This is a genomic window from Marinomonas algae, assembly GCF_047525555.1.
Classification (GTDB): Bacteria; Pseudomonadota; Gammaproteobacteria; order Pseudomonadales; family Marinomonadaceae; genus Marinomonas.
In genome coordinates, this window is sequence record NZ_JBLIXK010000002.1 from 202334 (window position 1) to 223686 (window position 21353).

At 42.6% G+C, this 21353-nt stretch carries 19 protein-coding genes; 5 read left to right on the top strand and 14 right to left on the bottom strand.

Translation table 11 applies throughout. The features are described 5' to 3' along the window. The first annotated feature begins 355 nt into the window (after nt 1-355). The 3 genes from ACMUMQ_RS05265 to ACMUMQ_RS05275 are packed head-to-tail and all read left to right on the top strand — an operon-like array spanning nt 356 to nt 6218. Nucleotides 356-1747, top strand: a complete 1392-nt coding sequence (locus ACMUMQ_RS05265; RefSeq protein ID WP_414680961.1) for a TolC family protein — start codon at nt 356-358, stop codon at nt 1745-1747. After that, nucleotides 1744-2946, top strand: a complete 1203-nt coding sequence (locus ACMUMQ_RS05270) for an efflux RND transporter periplasmic adaptor subunit (protein WP_414680962.1) — start codon at nt 1744-1746, stop codon at nt 2944-2946. The genes ACMUMQ_RS05265 and ACMUMQ_RS05270 overlap by 4 nt, the downstream gene beginning before the upstream one ends. Next, on the top strand, nt 2943-6218 hold the full coding sequence (locus ACMUMQ_RS05275) for an efflux RND transporter permease subunit (RefSeq protein WP_414680963.1): 3276 nt from the start codon (nt 2943-2945) through the stop codon (nt 6216-6218). Before ACMUMQ_RS05270 ends, ACMUMQ_RS05275 begins: the two co-directional genes overlap by 4 nt. A 135-nt stretch (nt 6219-6353) precedes the next feature. Here ACMUMQ_RS05275 and ACMUMQ_RS05280 read toward each other — a convergent pair whose 3' ends face one another. Then, the gene (locus ACMUMQ_RS05280) at nt 6354-7217 is read right to left on the bottom strand and encodes an oxaloacetate decarboxylase (protein WP_317004550.1); all 864 of its coding nucleotides are present in this window, start codon (nt 7215-7217) and stop codon (nt 6354-6356) included. A 461-nt stretch (nt 7218-7678) separates the two neighbouring features. Here ACMUMQ_RS05280 and ACMUMQ_RS05285 point away from each other — a divergent pair, with 461 nt between their 5' ends. Continuing rightward, nucleotides 7679-8983 (top strand): cation:proton antiporter, encoded by a 1305-nt coding sequence (locus tag ACMUMQ_RS05285; RefSeq protein WP_414680964.1) that lies wholly within the window; start codon nt 7679-7681, stop codon nt 8981-8983. 107 nt (nt 8984-9090) lie between these two features. Here the strand turns inward: ACMUMQ_RS05285 and hisP are convergent, their stop codons facing one another. The 5 genes from hisP to ACMUMQ_RS05310 form a co-directional block, all read right to left on the bottom strand. Further along, on the bottom strand, nt 9091-9870 hold the full coding sequence (hisP, locus tag ACMUMQ_RS05290; protein ID WP_414680965.1) for a histidine ABC transporter ATP-binding protein HisP: 780 nt from the start codon (nt 9868-9870) through the stop codon (nt 9091-9093). A 97-nt stretch (nt 9871-9967) separates the two neighbouring features. Then, nucleotides 9968-10648 carry an ABC transporter permease gene (locus ACMUMQ_RS05295; protein ID WP_414680966.1) on the bottom strand — a complete coding sequence of 227 codons (681 nt, stop codon included), beginning with the start codon at nt 10646-10648 and terminating at the stop codon, nt 9968-9970. Then, entirely contained in the window at nt 10649-11326 is a 678-nt protein-coding gene (locus tag ACMUMQ_RS05300) for an amino acid ABC transporter permease (protein ID WP_414680967.1), read from the bottom strand. Nucleotides 11327-11370: 44 nt separating this feature from the next. After that, nucleotides 11371-12150: a transporter substrate-binding domain-containing protein gene (locus ACMUMQ_RS05305; protein WP_414680968.1), complete on the bottom strand. Its 780-nt coding sequence runs from the start codon at nt 12148-12150 to the stop codon at nt 11371-11373. A gap of 415 nt (nt 12151-12565) precedes the next feature. Next, nucleotides 12566-13726, bottom strand: a complete 1161-nt coding sequence (locus ACMUMQ_RS05310; RefSeq protein ID WP_414680969.1) for a methionine aminotransferase — start codon at nt 13724-13726, stop codon at nt 12566-12568. Nucleotides 13727-13850: 124 nt separating this feature from the next. Between ACMUMQ_RS05310 and ACMUMQ_RS05315 the strand changes: the two genes are divergently transcribed. Then, on the top strand, nt 13851-14741 hold the full coding sequence (locus ACMUMQ_RS05315) for a LysR substrate-binding domain-containing protein (RefSeq protein WP_414680970.1): 891 nt from the start codon (nt 13851-13853) through the stop codon (nt 14739-14741). Between the two features lie 102 nt (nt 14742-14843). On the opposite strand, the gene ACMUMQ_RS05320 is transcribed toward ACMUMQ_RS05315, so the two are convergent. The 8 genes from ACMUMQ_RS05320 to apbC all read right to left on the bottom strand — a co-directional run bounded on the left by ACMUMQ_RS05320 (nt 14844) and on the right by apbC (nt 21081). Continuing rightward, nucleotides 14844-15941, bottom strand: a complete 1098-nt coding sequence (locus ACMUMQ_RS05320) for an NAD(P)-dependent oxidoreductase (RefSeq protein ID WP_414680971.1) — start codon at nt 15939-15941, stop codon at nt 14844-14846. Nucleotides 15942-16276: 335 nt separating this feature from the next. Then, a complete protein-coding gene (locus ACMUMQ_RS05325) occupies nt 16277-17098 on the bottom strand; it encodes a M23 family metallopeptidase (RefSeq protein ID WP_414680972.1) in 822 nt (273 codons plus the stop codon). 50 nt (nt 17099-17148) lie between these two features. Further along, a complete protein-coding gene (locus ACMUMQ_RS05330) occupies nt 17149-17673 on the bottom strand; it encodes an NUDIX hydrolase (RefSeq protein ID WP_414680973.1) in 525 nt (174 codons plus the stop codon). 111 nt (nt 17674-17784) lie between these two features. Then, a complete protein-coding gene (locus tag ACMUMQ_RS05335) occupies nt 17785-18078 on the bottom strand; it encodes a type II toxin-antitoxin system RelE/ParE family toxin (RefSeq protein WP_414680974.1) in 294 nt (97 codons plus the stop codon). Further along, nucleotides 18075-18296 (bottom strand): addiction module protein, encoded by a 222-nt coding sequence (locus tag ACMUMQ_RS05340; RefSeq protein ID WP_317004680.1) that lies wholly within the window; start codon nt 18294-18296, stop codon nt 18075-18077. The genes ACMUMQ_RS05335 and ACMUMQ_RS05340 overlap by 4 nt, the downstream gene beginning before the upstream one ends. Nucleotides 18297-18415: 119 nt before the next feature. Then, nucleotides 18416-19168: an endonuclease/exonuclease/phosphatase family protein gene (locus tag ACMUMQ_RS05345; RefSeq protein WP_414680975.1), complete on the bottom strand. Its 753-nt coding sequence runs from the start codon at nt 19166-19168 to the stop codon at nt 18416-18418. A gap of 195 nt (nt 19169-19363) precedes the next feature. Then, nucleotides 19364-19951 carry a dCTP deaminase gene (dcd, locus tag ACMUMQ_RS05350; protein ID WP_414680976.1) on the bottom strand — a complete coding sequence of 196 codons (588 nt, stop codon included), beginning with the start codon at nt 19949-19951 and terminating at the stop codon, nt 19364-19366. Nucleotides 19952-19989: 38 nt separating this feature from the next. Further along, nucleotides 19990-21081 carry an iron-sulfur cluster carrier protein ApbC gene (gene apbC, locus ACMUMQ_RS05355; protein WP_414680977.1) on the bottom strand — a complete coding sequence of 364 codons (1092 nt, stop codon included), beginning with the start codon at nt 21079-21081 and terminating at the stop codon, nt 19990-19992. Nucleotides 21082-21353 lie beyond the last annotated feature (272 nt).

Below are 21353 nucleotides of genomic sequence, written 5' to 3' on the forward strand. Positions count from 1 at the left end.
TCCCTTATTTTCAGCATCTAAAATGAATGAATTAAAGCTTCGTAGCGGTTCGAATAGGCGAGCTATTCTATGTAAAAAACAAACAAATGCAAATGATAACACTTATCGTTGATAACCTATGAGCTCAATATATCAATACACCACTCCTACACACTTTGTTTATACTGGTTTCATTATGTAAAGAAGTGAAAATTTTATTTAATGAACTAAACAGAAAATACGATACTCTGAGTAGAGCAAAATGTAATATCTGAACAACTAAATTGATCAGAAAGCATATCAAATTGATTGTTTTGCATAATAAATCGCGTTGTTGAACTCAATATATTTACTTATTTTCATTAGGATTCATTGAATGATGAACAGGCCGTTTCGCAATACTGGAGTACTTTGCCTTAGTTTATTTTTGGCAGCGTGTAGCAGCACAGGTAGTAACTCAGAAAACCGCCAAAACTATGCCGAATTAGCTCAAAGTGAGTTCGATACCGTAAGCGAGCAAAAATCCGCTCAATGGCAAGATCTCGATAAAGTGGCTCCTGTAAGTTACTTAACCGATTTAATTCAAGACTCTCAATTAGATGCTCTCATTCAACAGGCTCTTGAGGCGAACCCTAGCCTTCAACAAACTCAACTCACTTTACAAGCCAGCTTGTGGGATATTAAAAGCCAACATGGTGATTCCTTACCAAGTGTTGAAGCAGGCTTTTCCGCAGATAAAACTGAAGGCGACAACATCAGTTACGATGCCGACCTAAAAATCAGCTGGGAATTGGATCTTTGGCAAAAGCTCGCTAATTCAGAAGAAGCCTCTACCAAGGCTCTAGCCAGCGACGAAGCGCTTTATCAAGCGAGCCGTGACACATTGGTAGCAAATGTCATTAAGTCTTGGCTTGCTATCACAGCCAAACAACACGCCATAGACATTGAACAAAAACGTTTAACCCTGTTAGAAGCAAACGAATTACTGATTCAAAAACGTTTCAAAAATGGTCTTGGTGACCTAGAAGAACTGGATGCAGCTCGCACATCCACCTCACAATCAAGATCAGACCTAGTGGAATATCAAGAAGAACTCGCCATTGAAATGCGTACTTTACAGCTGTATTTAGGAAGTGCGGATTCGCTCAACTTTGTCGCCAATGCAGATTATCCTGACGTCAATTTATCTTTCAGCAACTTACCAGAGCAAGCTCTACAACGTCGCCCTGATTTAAAAGCCGCTTATCTAGACATTGAAGCCGCAGACTTAAATACCTCTGTGGCTTACAAAGACATGCTACCGAGTATTAGCCTCAGCGCCACATTAAGCGAAACCGCTGCCTCACCAACGGGCGCCCTGTTCGGCTCACCTATTTGGACTTTATTAGCGCAATTGACTCAGCCGCTGTATCAAGGTGGTCAATTAAAAGCCGCAGCAGAAGTAGCAAAATTAGAAACGGCGCAAGCCTTTCAAGCCTACCGTGAAACCTTATTAACTGCCGTAAACGAAGTTGAAAACACATTGGGACAGGAGAAAGTCTTGTCTCTACAGACACAACATATTCGCGATGCTTTAAACAGCTCAAAGAAAAACCTCAGTCAGTATGAGAAAAAATACCGCTCAGGTCTTGTGGAAATCAGTGACCTGATTGATGTGCAAACCACTACCTTTGATCTGGAAGCACAATTAGACGACATCATATATCAACATTTATCAAACCGAGTCGATTTAGGGCTCGCATTAGGGCTTGGAGTAAACGAAGAATGAAACGCCTTTCACTATGGATCACCTTAATATTGGCCCTAATTTCGATTGTTGGAGTGTATTTCTACATTACCAGCGCGGTTGAAGCTCAAAACAACAAGGTACGAAAAGCTCGCCCAGAAGCGCCAGAGCAAGCCTTGCAAATAACCGTCATGGATGCCGAAATAGGTACTTATGCTTCTTCAATAAATACATCTGGTTTGGTTGAACCAAGATACTCCCTAACATTAACCAACCAAGTGAGCGGTGAAGTAACACAAATATCGAACCAATTTGAGTCAGGCCAAGTCATCAAAAAAGGCCACCTTTTGGCGACTCTTAAAAACACCGAATTAAACAGTGATGTGGCAAGCGCGAAAAACACATTAGCCAGCGCGGAACTCGCACTAAAAGAAGAAATACGCCAAGGCGAGCAAGCCAGAGCAGAATGGGAAGCATCTGGTTTTGATGAAGCACCAGACTCTGACCTTGTACTACGAGAACCACAACTTGCCGCAGCCCAAGCAGAGTATGACGCTGCCAAAGCCGAATTAGAAAACGCGCAAAACGATTTGAAAAACACCAAGCTTATTGCCCCTTTTGATGCTCTGGTTGTAGAGCGTTCGATCTCGCCTGGTTCTTATCTCAGCAGCGGAGACGAAGTAGGCACACTTTACAGTATTGATCGTGCTGAAATTCAAGTCGATCTATCAAGCAGTGATTGGCTCAAGTTACCAGACGTCCAAACTCTGCTTACCTCTAATTGGCCAGTGACCATCAGCAGCGTCGATGACAACGCTACTTGGCAAGGGAAAATACTCAGTGTTGGCCTGCACATTGATGAATCAACACGCATGCGCAGCCTCATTATTAGTTTAGACAAGCCATTGGAACAAACACCTCAGCTGATTCCTGGCTCTTTTGTTGGCATCACGCTACAAGGCAAACAGCTTGAAAACTTATGGCGTTTACCGAACACAGCCTTAAGCCAAAAAAGCGAAATATGGTATCTGGACGAAGACAAGCGCTTGAGCGCCTTTGAAACAACACCTCGTTTTGTGGATTCAAACTACGTTTATATTCAAGTTCCAGAAAGCATGAGAGAAGGAACTTACCAAGTACTCGTGCAGCCTTACAACAGCTACATCAAAGGCACGCTAGTTGATCCGATTAAAGCACCAACAAAAACCACAAACGCAGCAGCAAAGGGCAATAATCCATGAGCCCTATCGACCAACACAAAGGCATTATTCCTTGGTTTGCGAACAACCCAGTTGCTGCGAACTTATTGCTAATCCTGATGATCACATTGGGTGTGATCAATATGGGTTCCATCAACAAAGAAGCGTTTCCTAGCTTATCGCCTAACAGGGTTTCGATTTCCGTCAGTAACGACAGTGGTTCCGCCAAAGAAAACGAGGAAGGCATTGCCATTCCTATCGAGCAAGCGTTACAAGGCACGTCTGGCATTAAAAACATCACCACCTCGTCAACCTCAAGCTCAACCGGTGTGAGCATCGAAATGATCGATGGATATGACATCGATGTTTTAAAAGAAGATGTTGAAGACGAAATTAACCAAATTACCTCTTTCCCAGACGACGCTGACCCTGTGGTTGTTAGCAAGGCAGTTCGTGAAGAACACTCCATCTGGATTCAACTTTATGGGGACGCCGATCGTCGTACTTTGCAAAAGCTAACCGACGAACTGGAATCAGACCTGCTCGCCAGTGAAGACATAAGTGCTACTTCTATCACAGGTTGGTTAGACCCAACCATGATGGTTGAAGTGGATAGGAATAAGCTCGAAGCCTACGGCCTGACACTAACAGACATCGCCACCGCGATTAATGCAGAGTCTTCTACAGCGAAAGTCGCAACGCTACGCAATGAGGATATCTACCTAAGCATCAGTGCGTCTGAGCAGGCCTATATCAAAAGCCAATTCCTGCAAATTCCAGTCAGAACCAACGAAAATGGCGGTAAGCTTTTACTCAGTGATATTGCCAATATTCGCGACGTTTTTGACGAAGACGAGTTTGTCTTGTCTCGCTTCAACCGTCAGAACAGTTTGGCTATTCAAGTACTCACCAAAGGCACCAGCGATATATCCAATTCGGTTATTGCTGCAAAAGCCGTCATTCAAGATTGGCAAGACAGCGGCCGCTTACCTCCAAATGTGAGTTTAGATACTTGGTACGATCGCAGTGAATCCATTAACCAGCGCTTAGAGCTCATGGTCGAAAACGCGGTGACAGGCGTGTTCCTAGTCTTTGTACTGCTAGCCATTTTCCTAAACATCACAGTGGCATTTTGGGTTGCCATGGGTTTACCGTTTATCTTTTTCGGCACCCTCTTTTTCATGGGAACGGAAAGCATCGGCTTAACCTTGAACATGTTCACCACCTTCGGCTTTATCATGGCCTTAGGGATAGTGGTGGATGACGCCGTAGTGGTCGGGGAAAGTATTTATACGGTGCGATCCAAAGAAGGCGATACGCTCGGCAGCACCATCAAAGGCACCATGATTGTGGCGGTGCCGACTCTGTTCGGTGTATTTACGACAGTGGCGGCTTTTTGGGCGCTATCCAATATTGAAGGACGTTTAGGGCAACTTTATTCTCAATTCGCCATTGTTGTTGCGATTTGTCTTGTGTTGTCTGTGATTGAATCAAAAGTCATTCTACCGGCTCACTTGGCTCATATTAATACGCGTAAATCCACTCGTACTAATCCAATAGCAAAAGGTTGGGCCTTGGTTCAAAGAGGTGCGGATAACGGCTTACAATGGTTCAGTGATCGCATTTATAAGCCAAGCATCGACATAGCACTAAACCACAGATATGCGATCTGTATTTTCTTCTTTGCGGTTTTCCTATTGGTGATGTCCATGCCGTTCACTGGCGCTATTCGTATTAGTTTCTTCCCCCAAATTCCGGGTGACACTGTACGAGGCAGTCTCACTATGTACAACGATGTGAGTTACGGTCAAACCAGCCGCGTCTTGTTAACCTTAGAAGAAGCGGCTTACAAAGCGGATATTGCCCTACGAAGCGATACTGGTGAACGCCGCCGTCCACCAAGACCAGATGCCGAAGGTGGCGACAATACAGCTAAACCCAAAGCAGAAGCTGGCAATCGCCCAGCAATGAAGAAACCACCAGAGCCCAAAGGTGATGTGGCAATTCAAAACATTCAGGTAACGTCCAGCGATGAGCAATCCGGCAATATTCGGATCGAACTCGTCACTGATCGACCTTACACCTCTGCGCAATTTGCGGCTAAGTGGCAAGAACTGTCTGGCATGCCAGAAGGCGTGAAAAACCTAAGAATTCGAAGCGCACGAGAAACCGTTGACGCATTAAGAATAGAACTAAGAGGCAATGATTCCAGCGTGTTAAACGGCGCTATGGATGAATTATTAAAACAGCTAGAAACCTTACCCGCTGTCACAGGTATTGAGCAAAATACAGAACTGACTGAATCTCGAATGGTATTAAGGCTCACCGAACAGGGTCGTTTGTTAGGCTTATCCACCAGCGATCTTGCCTCTCAAGTGTCGACCAATTTCGACGGTCAAGTGGTGCAGGAATATCAACGAGACAATGCCGAAGTGGAAGTACGTTTGGGTTATCCTAACGACCAGCAAGAATCCCCTTCTGCTGTTATGAACACTAAAATCACACTGGACGATGGCACGCGCATTCCTTTGTCTTCTGTGGCGACTTTATTCCAAGAAGCAGCAGAAACCACGATTGTTCGGATTGATGGCAAACGCTCTTTGTATTTATCTGCCGAGGTGGATAAAGACGAAATGTCTTCAACTGAGGTTGTCGAATATTTAGAGAAAGCGGTAGTGCCACAAATGGAACGCCAGTTCTCAGGTGTGTCTGTGTATTTCTCTGGTGAAGCGGAACAAAGAGCCGAAACTCAGTCGTCCATGTCTGAAATGTTCCTTATTGCCTTGTTAATCATTTATGGTTTACTGGCAATTCCGTTGAAGTCTTACAGTCAGCCGCTGATCATCATGATGGCGATTCCATTCGGTATTATCGGTGCTTTGCTTGGTCATTGGATGAACGACTTAACGTTGGGCATTTTCTCTCTGAACGGCATTCTTGCTCTCAGCGGTGTGGTGGTAAACGATAGCTTGTTACTTGTGTCACGTTTTAACGATCTGCGCCATGAAACCGATCATGTTAAAAAGGCCATAAGCTTGGCTTGTCGTAGTCGATTACGTGCCGTTCTGTTGACGTCTTTCACCACTTTCGCCGGTTTGATTCCTATTCTTTGGGAAACCTCAAGACAAGCGCAAATGTTGATTCCAGCTGCCGTGTCCTTGGCATACGGCATCATGTTCGCAACCGTCATTACCTTGGTGTTGATCCCAGTGCTTCTTATGATCAAAGAAGACATACATAACCTGATTGCTAAGATCAAAAAGAACCCTAGTGATGATTCTGATATCAGCAACCAACAAGCTACAACGCTTTAGGTTAGCTCAGGCTAAATAAGCACACGCTTAGCAACATCATAAAAAAGGCCCTTCCAACGTAAGTTGAAAGGGCCTTTCTATTTATTTATCGATCAACAAGGGCCAAACAAAACAGCCCAATAATGAAAAATCGAATTATTCTTGAACATCCATGTATTTAGATGCCCAAACGCGGTTATCTTCCAAAGTAGAATAACGCGTTGAAAGTTCAGAAGCGTTCAAAGTACCTTCTGCGATGCCACGTTGTTCACGCAAGCAATCGTAAGTTGCTTTGATCGCAGCGAAGTACGCCGCATGACCATTAACAACAATACGAACACCGTTTGCAGCAAGGCGAGCACGGTCACGCAATTCTGGGTTATCGTACGCAACCAGCATAATCGGAATAGAAATATGCTGAGCAATTTCTTCCAAGTGAGCGAAATCTCGAATACCCACCATGCAAATGCCGTCTACACCAACAGCTTGATAAGCTTTTACACGTTGGATGGTTTCTTCTGTGCTCAATTGACCTGCATTTGTACGTGCGATAATGCTCATCACAGGATCAATACGCGCTTCAATTGCTGCTTTTAATTTACCAACCGCCTCTTCAACTGGAATCAAATCCGTCGATTTATGGCCGTATTTTGCTGGCAATAAAGTATCTTCAATTGTTAACGCCGCAACACCCGCTCTTTCCAACTCAGTAATGGTACGCATCACATTCAATGCGTTACCGTAACCATGATCGGCATCGGCAATAATAGGCAAACGTGCAACTCGACCAATACGTGTTGCTTGCTCAGTGAATTCACTCAATGTAATCAATGCGAAATCCGGTGCCGCTAAAACCTGAAGCGAAGCGACAGAACCACCTAAAATACCTACTTCAAAACCAAGATCTGCTGCAATACGAGCAGACATAGGATCAAAAGTAGATGCCGTGTAATAACATTGCTCGCTCGCTAAGAGTGCTCGAAAGTCATTACGTAAATCATGTTGAGATGGTGTTGCCATAAAGAAACCTCTAATAAAGCTATAAAATTAAATTCTGTAAATATGCGCAGATTATACTCGTCTTGGTATTTTGCGTCTTTACACTTTGCCCCTTTATTTAGATTTACTCTGTAAATAATATTTTTAATTGTAACGGTTCATTTTTATCAAAATCTTTACAATAAATTTAAAAATCTACATTCTTTCCAAAAACCAAAATCGACTTATCTTTTTCTATCATAAACCTACGCTTTTTTATGATTTTCTTTCCTTTGTTTCTGGTTCCAAGCGTTTTTCTGAGGAATTAAAGCCAAGTAAGCAACAGCAAAAAAGTACAACTCAGATTCTCATAAAAACAGGTCGTTTTTTAACCACTTCATTCCGTGACAGCCACCAGCCTTGCATATAGAATGCCTGCCATTGCTCGTCCGTAGCACACCCAACCTACCTAATTATGACTTTACCTAAATGAAGGCACACAAATGAACGCTTGGTATCTCATCTGTTTTTTATCAGCTTTGGCGGTTTTTATCGCCTTTACCAACCAATTTATCTTAAAGATGCAAACCACAATCGCCATTACAACTGGCTCGGTGGTGATCTCTTTACTATTAATCATTGCTGTAAAAATGCTAGGGGATGAAACCGCCCTTTTTATTACTCAGGTCGTCGGTGGCATTGATTTTAACCAGTTGCTTCTTAAAGGCATGTTAGGCTTTTTGCTGTTTGCTGGCGCACTGGAAATCGATCTAACCGCCTTAAGAAAACAACGCTGGGAAATCACCATCTTGGTGCTGTTTTCCACTCTGGTTTCCACCTTCTTAGTCGGCTATTTAAGCTATTACCTGTTTGCACTGTTTAACTTCCCAATCCCATTTATTTACTGCTTGTTGTTCGGTGCTTTAATCAGCCCAACAGACCCTATCGCTGTCTTGGCGATTATCAAGCAAATGAGCGCGCCACAAGGCATTTCCATTCAAGTGGAAGGAGAGTCTCTCTTTAATGACGGTGTCGGCTTGGTTATCTTCACAACTATTTTCGCCGTGGCTTTTTACGGTACAGAAGCCAACTTCCATGACGTTGCGGAGCTGTTTTTGACTGACGCTATTGGTGGCATTTTATTCGGCCTCGCTATCGCGCTACTGGGTCACTTCACTATCATCAACTGTAAAGACGTCAACACTCGTTTGCTGGTTACCTTAACCATTCCTTCTGCTGGTTTTGCCTTAGCCAATATCTGGGAGATTTCAGGCGCATTAGCCATGGTGACAAGCGGTATTTTGCTCGGCAACATCACTCGTGAAAAAGCTTCTAAACGACGCGGCCCAGAAGGCACTCGTTATGTAAAAGACTTCTGGCATGCCACTGACAGCTTCTTAAATGCCCTACTTTTCCTGATCATAGGCATGCTCATTGTTGCTATGCCATTAAGTTGGGAGGTCATCGGCTTAGGTTTGCTTATGGTTCCTGTGGTTTTATTCGCACGTTTTATCAGTGTTGGCAGCCCGTATTTAGTGTTCAAGCGCTACCGCAGTTACGACAAACACTCTGTGAAAATTCTGACTTGGGGCGGTTTAAGAGGAGGTCTTGCTTTGGCAATGGCAGCCGCGATTCCATCCGATAAAGTCTTCATTCAAGGTTTGGATATTCATGACATCATGGTCATCATCACTTATGTTGTCGTTATCTTCTCTATCATTGTTCAGGGCTTAACTATTTCCCCTTTGATACAGAAAAGCATTCAAGCAGCGGAAGAGAAAGCCAACTTAGAATCCCAAGGGAAATAGCCCTTTTCTCTTTCACATCACACAGTAAAAAGGGGAGCTAAATAGCTCCCCTTTTTACTATTGTCTCGCCCGCAAACGCTAATAATCAATATCAGCAACAAGTAAGATTAATTTAATGCCGCAGACAAGAATTGTTGTAGACGCTCACTTTTAGGATGATCAAATACTTGATCCGGTGAACCTTGCTCTTCAATTTTACCCTGATGTAAAAAGACAACATGATTTGCGACGTTACGTGCAAAGCTCATTTCATGTGTTACAACAATCATGGTCGTTCCTTCTTCTGCCAGTTGTTGCATAATCTTCAACACTTCGCCCACCAGCTCAGGGTCTAAGGCCGAAGTCGGCTCATCAAAAAGTATCACTTCAGGCTCCATTGCAAGTGCTCTAGCAATGGACACGCGCTGCTGCTGGCCACCTGAAAGTTGTGATGGATAACGCGCCTGCATTTTTTCATCAATGCCTACTTTTCTTAAATAACCAATCGCCCTTTCTTTAGCTTCTTGCTTATTCACTCCCAAGACTTCAATCGGGGCTATCATCACATTTTCCAGCACACTCATATGACTCCAAAGATTAAAGTGCTGAAATACCATGGTAAGTTTTGTTCTCAGTGATTGCAGTTGTTTTTTATCAAATACCTTCAGCTGACCATCTGAGTCTCGCACCATATTGATAAACTTCCCTCCAATATGGATACTTCCCTCTGAGGGTTTTTCAAGGAAGTTTAAACAACGTAAAAATGTACTTTTACCCGAGCCAGAAGAGCCAATGATGCTAATCACATCACCAGCTTTGGCCTTTAAAGAAATGCCTTTAATGACCTCATTATCACCGTATTTTTTATGCAACTCTGTTACGGCTAACTTTGTATTTTCTAAGCTCACTTGAATACCTCGGATGATAATGCTCGCGTTGTAATCTGTTTTTCTATCAAGACTCAATTATGGAAAAGTCACATAAGCATGGAAGAACAAAAAATGATTAAGAAGGCAACTCTACTTTTTTGCTAATGAAGCGAAAGCCACGGCTCAAAAGCCATGCAAGGAGTAAATAGAAAGCACCTGCAATAATTAACACTTCAAAAGGCGCATAGGTTTTCGCAGCGAAGCTCTTCGCGATACCCGTCATGTCCATCAGCGTAACCGTGCTAACAATTGAAGTGGCCTTAAGCACCAAAATCGCTTCATTACCAATAACAGGTAAGATGTTTCGGTAAGCTTGAGGCAAAATGATTTTTCTGTAGATGATGAAATTCGATAGGCCCACAGCCATTGCCGCTTCATGCTGCCCTTTCGAAATGTCTTTGATTGCCCCTCGAACAACTTCACATGTATAGGCTGCAGAATTTAATCCGATGGCTAAAATAGCGGCGTACATAGGCTCACGTAACACAGGCCAAAAAAAGCTTTCTTGAATGAAAGGCACGCTTGCTAACCCATAATAAATAATAAAAAGTTGAATCAGTAATGGGCTTCCTCGCTCAATAAAAACAAAAGCTCCTGATAACTTACGATAAAATTTATTTGAACAATCTCTTAATAGCGCTAATGGTAAAGCCACAATTTGCCCTAATACAAAGGACGCAACAGTGAGCAATACCGTCATCCAAAGCCCATTTAGAACCACTGGAAATGCACGAGTGAATAATTCAGCTGACATCATTTACCCTCTCCCTAACTGAGAACCAAGCTGCATGCGGTTAATAATGACTTGGGATACATAGGATATAAATAAATAGAAAGCCGCAGCGACAACATAGAAAAGTAAGTGCTGTTGAGTAGATCCAGCAGCAACAACGGTGACACGCATTAACTCCTCAAGACCAATAACAGACACCAAAGCGCTTTCTTTTAAACTAACCAGCCATTGGTTTGCCATTCCCGGCGCAGCACGCCGAATTGCTTGAGGTAACACAATGAAACGAAATATCTGAATTTGAGAGAAACCATAGGCATAAGATGCTTCCCATTGCCCCTTATCAAGGCTCAATAACGCGGCTCTTAATATTTCAGTCAAATACGCACTGGCAACAATGGCCAACGCACAAATGCCAGCCGCCAATGCGCTTACCTCAAAATAACTCCCTGAGATATTCGTTAGCAGAACCGTGCCGCCATAGTAAAAGAAAAAGATAATTAAGAGTTCAGGCAATCCTCGAAATGTATCAACGTATATTTTGATCAAAAACCGAACATAATGAGGCCCATATATGGAAAGTGGCGCCATGAATAGTGCAATCACAAGCCCAATAGCAAAGCTTGAGATTGAAACTTCAAGTGTGATCAAAGCACCTTCTAATAAGGTTAGAAGATAAGGTTGAAGAAATGTTAACGTATTCATGACGCAGGCCTTTTTAATCTACATGTTAATTATAAAAAGTGAGCTTATTGCGCACTCAAATCATAACCAAACGTAGCGTTCGAAAGGCGAACAATCGTTCCGTCTTCCATCATGGCTTTCAGTGCTTCATCAACACGTGCTTTAAGCTCCGCATTGCCTTTACGAATCACAATACCCTGACCACGACCCAATTCAGAAAAATCACCACCTTTTAATAGAGGGCCTACATATTTAAAATCCGTTGGGTTTTCACCGACTAAGCCATCCCAAGCGCTACGCTGAGTGAAGCCAGCATCAATTCGTTTGGCTTTGATATCAGTAAGGATTTGCTCTGGGCGCTCATAAACTCGCACTTGAGCACTAGGAATATGGTTAATAACAACTTGTTCTTGGGTGGTACCAGATTGAACACCGACTTTCTTTCCATCAAGAAAAGCTAACAACTTAGTTGTGTCGATATCAGACTCAACTGTGTTACTAGAAGAGATAATAAAGCTCGATGGAGAATCAGCATACGCAATGGAGAAATCAACATTCTTTTCACGCTCAGCATTAATAGATAAAGCCGCCAATACTAAATCGAATTTACCAATGGCCAAACCAGGTAATAAACCATCAAAATTTTGGTTTACCCATACACATTCAGCACCAATTCGAGCACAAACTTCATCACCAATATCACGGTCAAAACCAACAATTTCACCAGCACTGTCAACGGATTCCCAAGGTGGGTAGTCCGCGCTCGTACCTATTCTAAGAGTCTCAGCAGACGCAGAAACACTAAATGTCAGTAAAGCTGTCGTAAGTAAAGTATTAATACGCATAATTGTTCCTTATGTAATTGATTTTTGTGTTTTGAACCTTTTTACCCTTATGCAAATAAGAGTGTATTCAAATGAATCTGCTCATGATTTTTATTTCAATGCATAGATAGGTTCATTTATGCATTCCTTATTTTTATGGTTAGAGCAGATAACATGCCAGAAAACTAAAACGGTAAAAGTAAACTTTAATTCCTTAAGAATTGGTTTTTAATCCAAAATCACGCGGATAATTAAAATAAAATTCACCATTGGATAACATTTTTGCACAAAGTACGGAGAATACTTTGTTTCTAACTGAACGCTTTTTCCTCCACAAATCACTAAAAAATTAACGCACTATAAATGTGCTGTTAATGCACTAAATATAGTATTCCCCTCATCAGATTAACGAGAGACTTCAACCATTAGCCTCTCTCTAACGAAAAGTATTCAAGGCTCTAACGCCATTAACTATGGTCTGTTGCTCTTTCGAAAAGGATAAACGCAGCAACTTGTTGTCCGTGCCGTCGCTGTAGAATGCAGATAATGGAATCGTTGCAACGCCATGCTTGCAGATTAATTGCTTAACCACTTCTGAATCACTCTCTTGCGTTAAATGCCCATAATGAATCAGCATAAAAAACGAACCAGAACTAGGTAAGACTTCAAAAGGCCCCGAGGCCAATTCCTGAATCATCAAGTCTCGTTTGCTCTGGTAAAAATCCGATAGACCAAGGTAAGTGTTTGAGTCTTTCATATGCTCGCTGAAAGCGTATTGCATCGGAGTGTCTGCAGAGAACATCATAAACTGATGAATTTTTACAATTTCATTCATAATGGCAGCCGGAGCAACACAACACCCCACTCTCCAGCCAGTAACATGGAAAGTCTTACCAAAAGACGTCACCACCACACTGCGTGCAGCCAATTCTTTGTGACCGGATACACTCAAATGCTGTTTACCGTCGAAAATAACATGCTCATACACCTCATCAGAAAGAACAATAATATCGGTATCTCTAATGAGTTCTGCCAATGTGTCCAAATCCGCTTGGCTCATCACACTGCCAGATGGATTGTGTGGTGAATTTAAAATGATCATTTTTGTCTTAAGCGTTAATGTGCTTTTAACCAGATCCCAATCAATTTTAAATTCCGGCACGGTCAGCTTAAGACCAACAGCCTTCGCACCTTGCAATCGAACAATCGGAGCGTAGCTGTCAAAACATGGCTCGAAGTAGATGACTTCGTCTCCAGGTTTCACTAATGAAGATATGGCGGAATACAACGCCTGACTTGCACTTCCCGTAATTAAGACTTCTTCGTCAGGATCATAATTTTGATTATGCAAGCTTTTGATTTTTAGTGATATTTGTTCTTTCAGACTCGGCAAACCAGTCATAGGTGCATACTGGTTATGATTCGCCTGCATCGCTAATTCAACTTGTCTACGCAGGTCTTCAGAACAAGGAAAATCAGGTGATCCTTGAGACAAATTAATCGCATTAAATTCACTAGCAAGCTGACCAATAACACTAAATATCGTGGTACCAACACCATCTAACTTAGATACAGGACTAACCGGCGAAGTAATCATAATAAATCCTAATACAGGTAAAAATTTATACTTCTATTAAATAAGATATTATTGGTGACAACTAACTAAGTTTTGTCATAATAGCCATGAGAAAAACACATAGCTAAATAATGAGATCAACTTTATGGCACATGGAACTCCTCCTTTTAATGCCTTATATACTTTTATTATCACGGCAAAACACCTCAACCTCACCCATGCTGCAAATGAGTTATTTGTCACGCAAGGCGCTGTCAGTCGCCAAATTGCGTCATTGGAATCATACCTTGGATTCAAGGTTTTTCTTCGCCATGCGAGAGGCCTGAGCCTGACAGCAAAAGGCACTGAAATCCTGCCGAACATTAAAGCCGCTTACCAGCAGATCTTAGACACGACAAAACTGGCGATGGAATCCAACGGGGAAATAAAATTAAAAGCGACAACCTGTTCGACACGTTGGTTGATTCCGCATCTCGTCAAACTTCAAAATAACCACCCTGAATCGAATGTTATTTTAACCGTCTGCACAGAACACGAAGTGGATTTTGGAAAGGAAAACTTTGATGCCGCCATCATCTACACAGAAAACCCAAAAAGCTTTGTAGACAAAGCCGCCAAAACAAATGCATTAACAATAAAGCTATTTGATGAGCGACTTTGTCCTGTGATCGCTCCAAGCTTAATGGAAACCAGCAAACATTTTGATATTAACAACTGCACTTTTCTTCACCCAACTGAAGATAAAAAAGATTGGCAATTGTGGATAGATGAAAACAAGCAAGATGGCATCACCATGATGAAAAACCAACACTTTGAAACCATGGACCTCGCTATCAGCGCGGCCATTCAAGGGTTAGGAGTGACCATTGCAGACTTAAGTCTGGTGCAAGAAGATATCCGCATGAATCGACTGCAAAAAACAATGGATCACGATGTGCTGACAGGTGCGAGTTATTACCTAGTATTCAACCCTCTACAAATCATGACACCAGCGGTTGAAACCTTCATTAACGTATTAACCAGTAATAAAAAATAGAACCCTAAGAGAAAAGCAAAAATCCATTCATCAGTAAGCGATCAATAAAAACGCCTTCTTTTCCCGTCTCAGAAAAAAGAAAGCGCCATAATAAAACTCACTTTATAGGAAAGGTTTCCAAGCTTGATCTGGCAAGATGTGCATGCCATTTTCAAATTGATCGCTTTGCTCAAACATGTGTTTTACGCCAGCGGCCATCAGCGCCAAAGACACATCAAATGCGTTTAAGCTGTCACCATAACCCGCGGTCAGATTAAACATAGCGCCATTCGATAACGCATAAAAATAATGCTCGCCTTGACGATATTCGTAAATTTCCGGCATGACTTCTTCTACTTGATAGTCTGTCATAGCATCAAGGCGAATCTCGTGGCTTACATGCCCTACACTCATCACAAACGCGCCAGCCTTCAACTGGCTCAGCATGCTTTCACTCAACACACCAGCCACGCCTGTGGCCGTCACAACCACATCGGCTTGTGCAATCACATCATTCAAAGACGCCGTATGCCAGCCGTCGTAAGCCGCTTGTAAAAGACGAGAAGGATCGTTTTCTGCCACAATGACTTGCCCACCAAATGACTTCGCAGACGCAGCACAACCTTGTCCAACCAAGCCATAACCGATAATCACAACTTTCTTCTCATGCAATGACAAATGCGTGCGCTCCATAAAAGCTTGCCAAGCACTCAATCCCACCATGTGGCGATTATGCAAACCTTCTTTGGCATCCAAATCATCCCAATTAAATACCGGATGCTTTAATGGCATCTTATCCAACACAGACACGCCAGAACCTGTACCTTCTAAGCTGGCTGTCACACCAGAAAATTGTGACGATCCATGATACAAACCACCCAACTGAGCGCCAAATTCACACAAATGGGTTGGTTTCCAATCCAAGGCTTTTTGCAACGATGCCTGCCAATCAGACTCACTCATGTTTTTCCACGCACTGGCTTCTGCGCCCAGAGACACCAAATACTCAACCACTTCATCTCGCACTGTGGTTGGGTTGCAAGTGGTTAAAAAAAGCTCGCCACCTTGCTTCAAATAACCTTCGTAAAACGACACCATCTTGATGTCTAAATGGGTACTCACCGCCAACTTCTTACCTTCACAGTTTTGCAGCTGTGAAACAACATTGGCTGTACGTAACATATGGCGCGCATTCCACGCTAAATCTTGTGTAAAACTCATTTTTTTATTCCTAAATTGGTGTCACTAAGTTAGTAAAGCGTAATAAAAAGAAGAGAAAAACTGGCCGTTTGGGGGAAGACAAGCAATAAAAAGCCACATTTATTCACTATAAATAGCTGAAAACATGAATCTTTTTTAAGGCTATGTTTGCCGACAATATTCGCAAGTATCTCTTTGTATCAATACAAAAATACAGCGAGCATTCACTGTTGTTTTTTGACTGTATTGATAGTCATCAGATTCCTTGCTGAACATTCCCGACAGAGAAACTGAGGGAGGCATCATCCTGATAATGCAGATGGTGATTTAACCGAATCTGGAACAATAGGTCAAGATCATTCCTTGACCCACAAAGCCGCATCAATTCGCACATCGCGAACATTCATACGCCAATCAAGATGTGGCCCTGTAGAGCGACCAGTGGAGCCAACAGCGGCAATGGGGTCACCCTTTTTCACCCACTGCCCCACTTTCACATCCACACTCGACAGATGCAAAAAAGTACTGCTGACGCCCGCACCATGATCCAGAATGATCGTCCCGCCACTGTAATATAAATCATCTTCGGCCAAGACTATCTTGCCGCCCGCTGGCGCATAAACAGGCTCGCCTTTAGGTGCTGCGAGATCAATTCCCCAATGGGGGCTGCCCGATGCAATGCCGTTATAAAATCGCTCACTGCCATAAACGCCAGTAACACGACCTTCAATTGGCCATTGAAATGTATCGGTTCGCCAAAAATCATAATCGCCCACATTGGCACGAGCTTCTCGAACCTGAGCCGCTTCCGCCGCAATACGCTTTGCCACATCATCTGGCGGCGTCACACGAGAAGGCGGAACCCCATTTACGCGTTGCACTTTATATTGTCGTGACGCAATGTTGAGCGTACTGCGTTTCACTTCGCCAGAAGGTGATGCAATGGTAATGCGATGCTTCCCAGACACATCACGACCTAACCCAATGGCAAGATAACCTTTTGAATCTAACAGATAAGACTTCCCAAGAAACTCAACAGAAGAACGCGGCGCAGCCTGAACAATAATATAACCACCACTTTGATACTGCTTTTCAGTAAAAGTGATGAATTGCGCGCTCAGCGGTAAACAGAGGAACAGACAGCACAGAACGACTGCACGTTTTAAGTGATTCAACATAGCTCCCCCTTTATCTACATTGTTTGCCACAGCTTCCGAAAGAAAAGCGATTAAGAAGCCACCAGCAATTCATCTCTCACCAAGGATAACAAAAAGGTTTCCCGCTCAATGGACATACCTTTCTTGTCGCTGTTTTTGATCGTATTCAGATTATGTTCAATCGCATCATGAACATTAATCCATACGGCTTTCATGCCATTTTTTACTTCATAATCTTCAAGATTCGTCTCGCCTAATTCGTCATCAATATCACAGGTATAACAGTAAGACTTCATCTGAACAATGTCGAAATCTTCCTTGTACCAAGGGCGAAATTCCTCATACATACCAAAGGCTTTCACATTACGAATATTCTGCGCGCCCGTTTCTTCTGCCAATTCACGAATTAACCCTTCAATCTGATTCTCACCTTCATCTATGCCACCGCCCGGCAAGGTGTAATCATCATAACGTTGTGTATAAAGCATTAAAATTTCCTCGCCTTTTAACACAATCCCTCGTGCAGCAAGACGCAAAAAAGAAGACTGATCGAGGGAGTTAAGGCTTGGATGAACGGTCGATTTTAACAGACGCATAAAGAAGAATACTGTAGTTGTTGGAGTGAGGATGGATGATAACGGTTAGATAGTGGTAATTGAAGGTGGTATCAAAAACTTAGTGGCTTATGATGAGTCAAAAGCCTTTAACTACTCTTCTCTGGATTTCCAAGATTCTGGCTTTTGATGTAAATGGGAAACAGCCACTATAAGAATTTCGTTTCTTCTGACCTGATAAATTAAACCGTAAGGAAAACGGTGAACAAGGCATCGACGAGAATATTTACCAATTTCTTGATATGACGTAGGGAATTTTTTAATACGTTCAATTGAACGCTCAATTTCATCGACAAATTCGTAACCTAAACCACCCAATAAAGATTGGTAATATTCAAACGCATCGTCTAATTCGAGCTCTGCAGGTTTAAGAAATCTAACATTCATGGACGAGTGTATTTTCCTAATACTGTCTCCACAGATTTAGCAGAAACCTGCCCTTTTTCAAATGCTTCAATTCTTGCATCTGACTCTTCAGCCCAAATATTATCAATACTTGCATCTGGGTTATCCAAACTAGCAAGCAAGCCTTCGATAAATTGAACTTTTTCGCGCGAGCTGAGCTTTAATGCCTGTTTCAAAAGCGCATTCGATCGATCAGTCATACCCATTCTCCTGAAAACCTATTTGTACAATATAGTACTTGTGCTTAACGTGTTAAAGGGATTATAACTCTTGAATTTAGGATTGGTTGTACCTAACCCAATGCATTTATTGCCCTATATTAAATAGAAAACTCAACACTGAGAGGAAGATGATCACTCACACCAATCCAATCATTTCTTTTTCCAACCATTAGTTTAGATTGACTCAGTATATCATTAGAAAGAAATGCATAATCTATGTGGTATGGCCTTTCTTCTTTTCTATGCAAATAAAAGGTCGGTTGAGTTTCCTGCCCCTGCTCCTCAGCGAACTGTTTATGATATAAGCTAAATATCTCCATTTCATTCAACTCAGAAACAACGTCACTATGACTCCACCAACGATCCGGCTTATCCCAAACAGCATTGCTATTAAAATCACCCAGTATCATCGTCTTTTTATTCATTAAATCCGTTCTATGTATTTGAAGATATTTCCAAAACTGCCCCATATAGCCAAATGCTTGATCACCTGAGCCTTTTGTCCAAACAGCTAAAACTGTGACATCATCATTAATAGTAAATGGGAGAAACAAGTTCAAATCAGATGTTTTCCAGTAAAGCGAGGGACTTTTTGAAGATAAACCTTTTAATTGAAACTCCCCATTCCAATCTAATGCTTTTATTGTGTTACCGTTTTTAGGGAATATGCCGATCCCCTTATTCTTTGATGCTCCTACCCATAAATAGTCACCCGCCCACTCCAAGTATTGAGCTGTAGACCTAGCAGGATCTTCACATTCTTGCACAACTAATATATCTGCATTGAGAGAGTCGATTTCGATGGTCTTATTTCGTAAAGCGCCATTACAATTCCATGTAACGATTTTCATGACTAAATCCTGTTTGGATAATTTTTTTGGGTACTAAGCATACATTTTACACATCTTTGTCGAGATAAATCTCGACCTACGTAATAGTGAAAAATAACTCCTTATAGTTCCCCCCCCTTGAAGAACAAGGAAAAACACTAGACACAAAAAAAGAGGCCTAAGCCTCTTTCCTGCAACCAAATAAATAATATAAACCTAAGACTTATCGCCCGAAATCCGGCTGCCAACTGCAGAGGTTTGGTTTTTGTATTTCGCGTTGTCACGTTTGTTGTAAGGGCGATCTGCTGAGCCAGACATGGTTTCAAAGTTGATTGCGCCGATAGTCATTCCTGGACTTAAAGCGATAGGCAGTTTGCCACCGTTGAGGAATTCCAAAACAATGCCACCGCTCCAACCTGGGTCGATTCGATGAGCCGTTACGTGAACCATTAAACCAAGACGCGCCAAAGACGAACGACCATCTAACCAACCAACCAGATTATCTGGCACAGTGACGGATTCTTTCGTCACACCCAAAACCAATTCACCAGGGTGGATAAAGAAAGGTTTGCCGTCTTCCACCAAAATTTCATCGCTCATAACGGATTCAATCACTTTGCTTAAATCCGCTTTTGAGCTACTAAGGTCAAGGTACGGCGCTGGGTGACCTTGAAAAACTCGAAACGAATTCCCCAATCTAAGATCCACAGACACTCCGCTGATAACACTGTTATCAGGACGAGGATCAATGACGATAGAACCCTCATCTAAGGCTTTTATGATATCTCGGTCACACAAACGCATTGCTTTTCCTTAATAGGCAGTTAAATCATTGTCTTTCTTTAATCATCGCTCATGCCAATGGTTGGCATGACAAATTGCTGATTATCTGAAGCACCTTGTTGGGACGTAAGGGTAGCACCAAGCTTGCGTGCAATCGACTGATAAATGCCTGCCGCATCACTTTCTGGCGCATCAGCAACAATCGGCTTTCCTGCGTCACCTTGTTGGCGAATCGCTAAACTCAATGGCAACTTGCCCAATACGTTAACATCGTATTCTTTGGCAAGGCTCGCGCCACCTTCGTCACCAAAGATAGCTTCATGATGACCGCAATTAGAACAGATGTGTGTGGACATATTTTCAACCACGCCCAACACAGGAATCTTCACTTTATTAAACATCTCAATGCCGCGGCGAGCGTCTAACAAGGCGATATCTTGTGGCGTCGTCACAATCACAGAGCCAGCTACTGGCACTTTTTGCGCCAAGGTAAGTTGAATATCGCCCGTTCCCGGTGGCATGTCGATGAACAAGTAATCAAGATCATTCCAATCCGTTTGCGTCAAAATCTGCATTAGCGCACCTGTTACCATTGGGCCACGCCACGCAACGGGTGTATCTTTGGTCGTCAAAAACGCCATCGACATCACTTGCACGCCATAAGCGGTTGGTGGAATGAAGAACTTTTCTTCACGTACTTCTGGTCGAGTACCATCAGCAAAACCCATCATCATGCCTTGGCTTGGGCCGTAAATATCCGCATCTAAAATACCAACGCGCGCGCCCTCTTTCGCCATCGCTAATGCAAGGTTCACTGTGGTTGTAGATTTACCAACACCGCCTTTACCAGAAGCAACTGCAATAATATTTTTCACACCTTTTAAGCCTGGGATGTTACCTTGAGTCGGCTGACTTTTTATCTCGTGCGTTATTTCTAAAATGATCTCTCGGCTATCGCCCAATGCCGTTTTAATACGCGCTTCCAATGAAGCCTGTTCCGTCTCTGCTGGATAACCCAAATTTAATACGATATGCAGGCGACTTTCATCACCAGTGACTTCCCAAACTGCGCCATAGGGCTGACCGCTGTTTTCATCAATCAGGCTTTCTAGCTTGGCGAGCAATTCTGTTTGTTGCGTGTTTGTTGTCATTTAGCGCTCCTAGTGGTGAGAAGAAAACTTGTAAAACGGACAAGAATAAGAAGTACAACACTTTTCCTTGCCTTCATTCCAACTTCGTTCTCAGCACTCTTTGCAAAAGTAAATTAAAATCATGTGGCAAATGTGGGGGCAAATTGCGGAAAAGCAAGTCTAGCCCTTGCACACGAGAGGCTGAGACTTATAATTACGCCTTCTAAATGCTATCCGTATTTTTGGCTATTTATTGAACCATTATCTTAGTTTAATTACCGATAGAATAATCG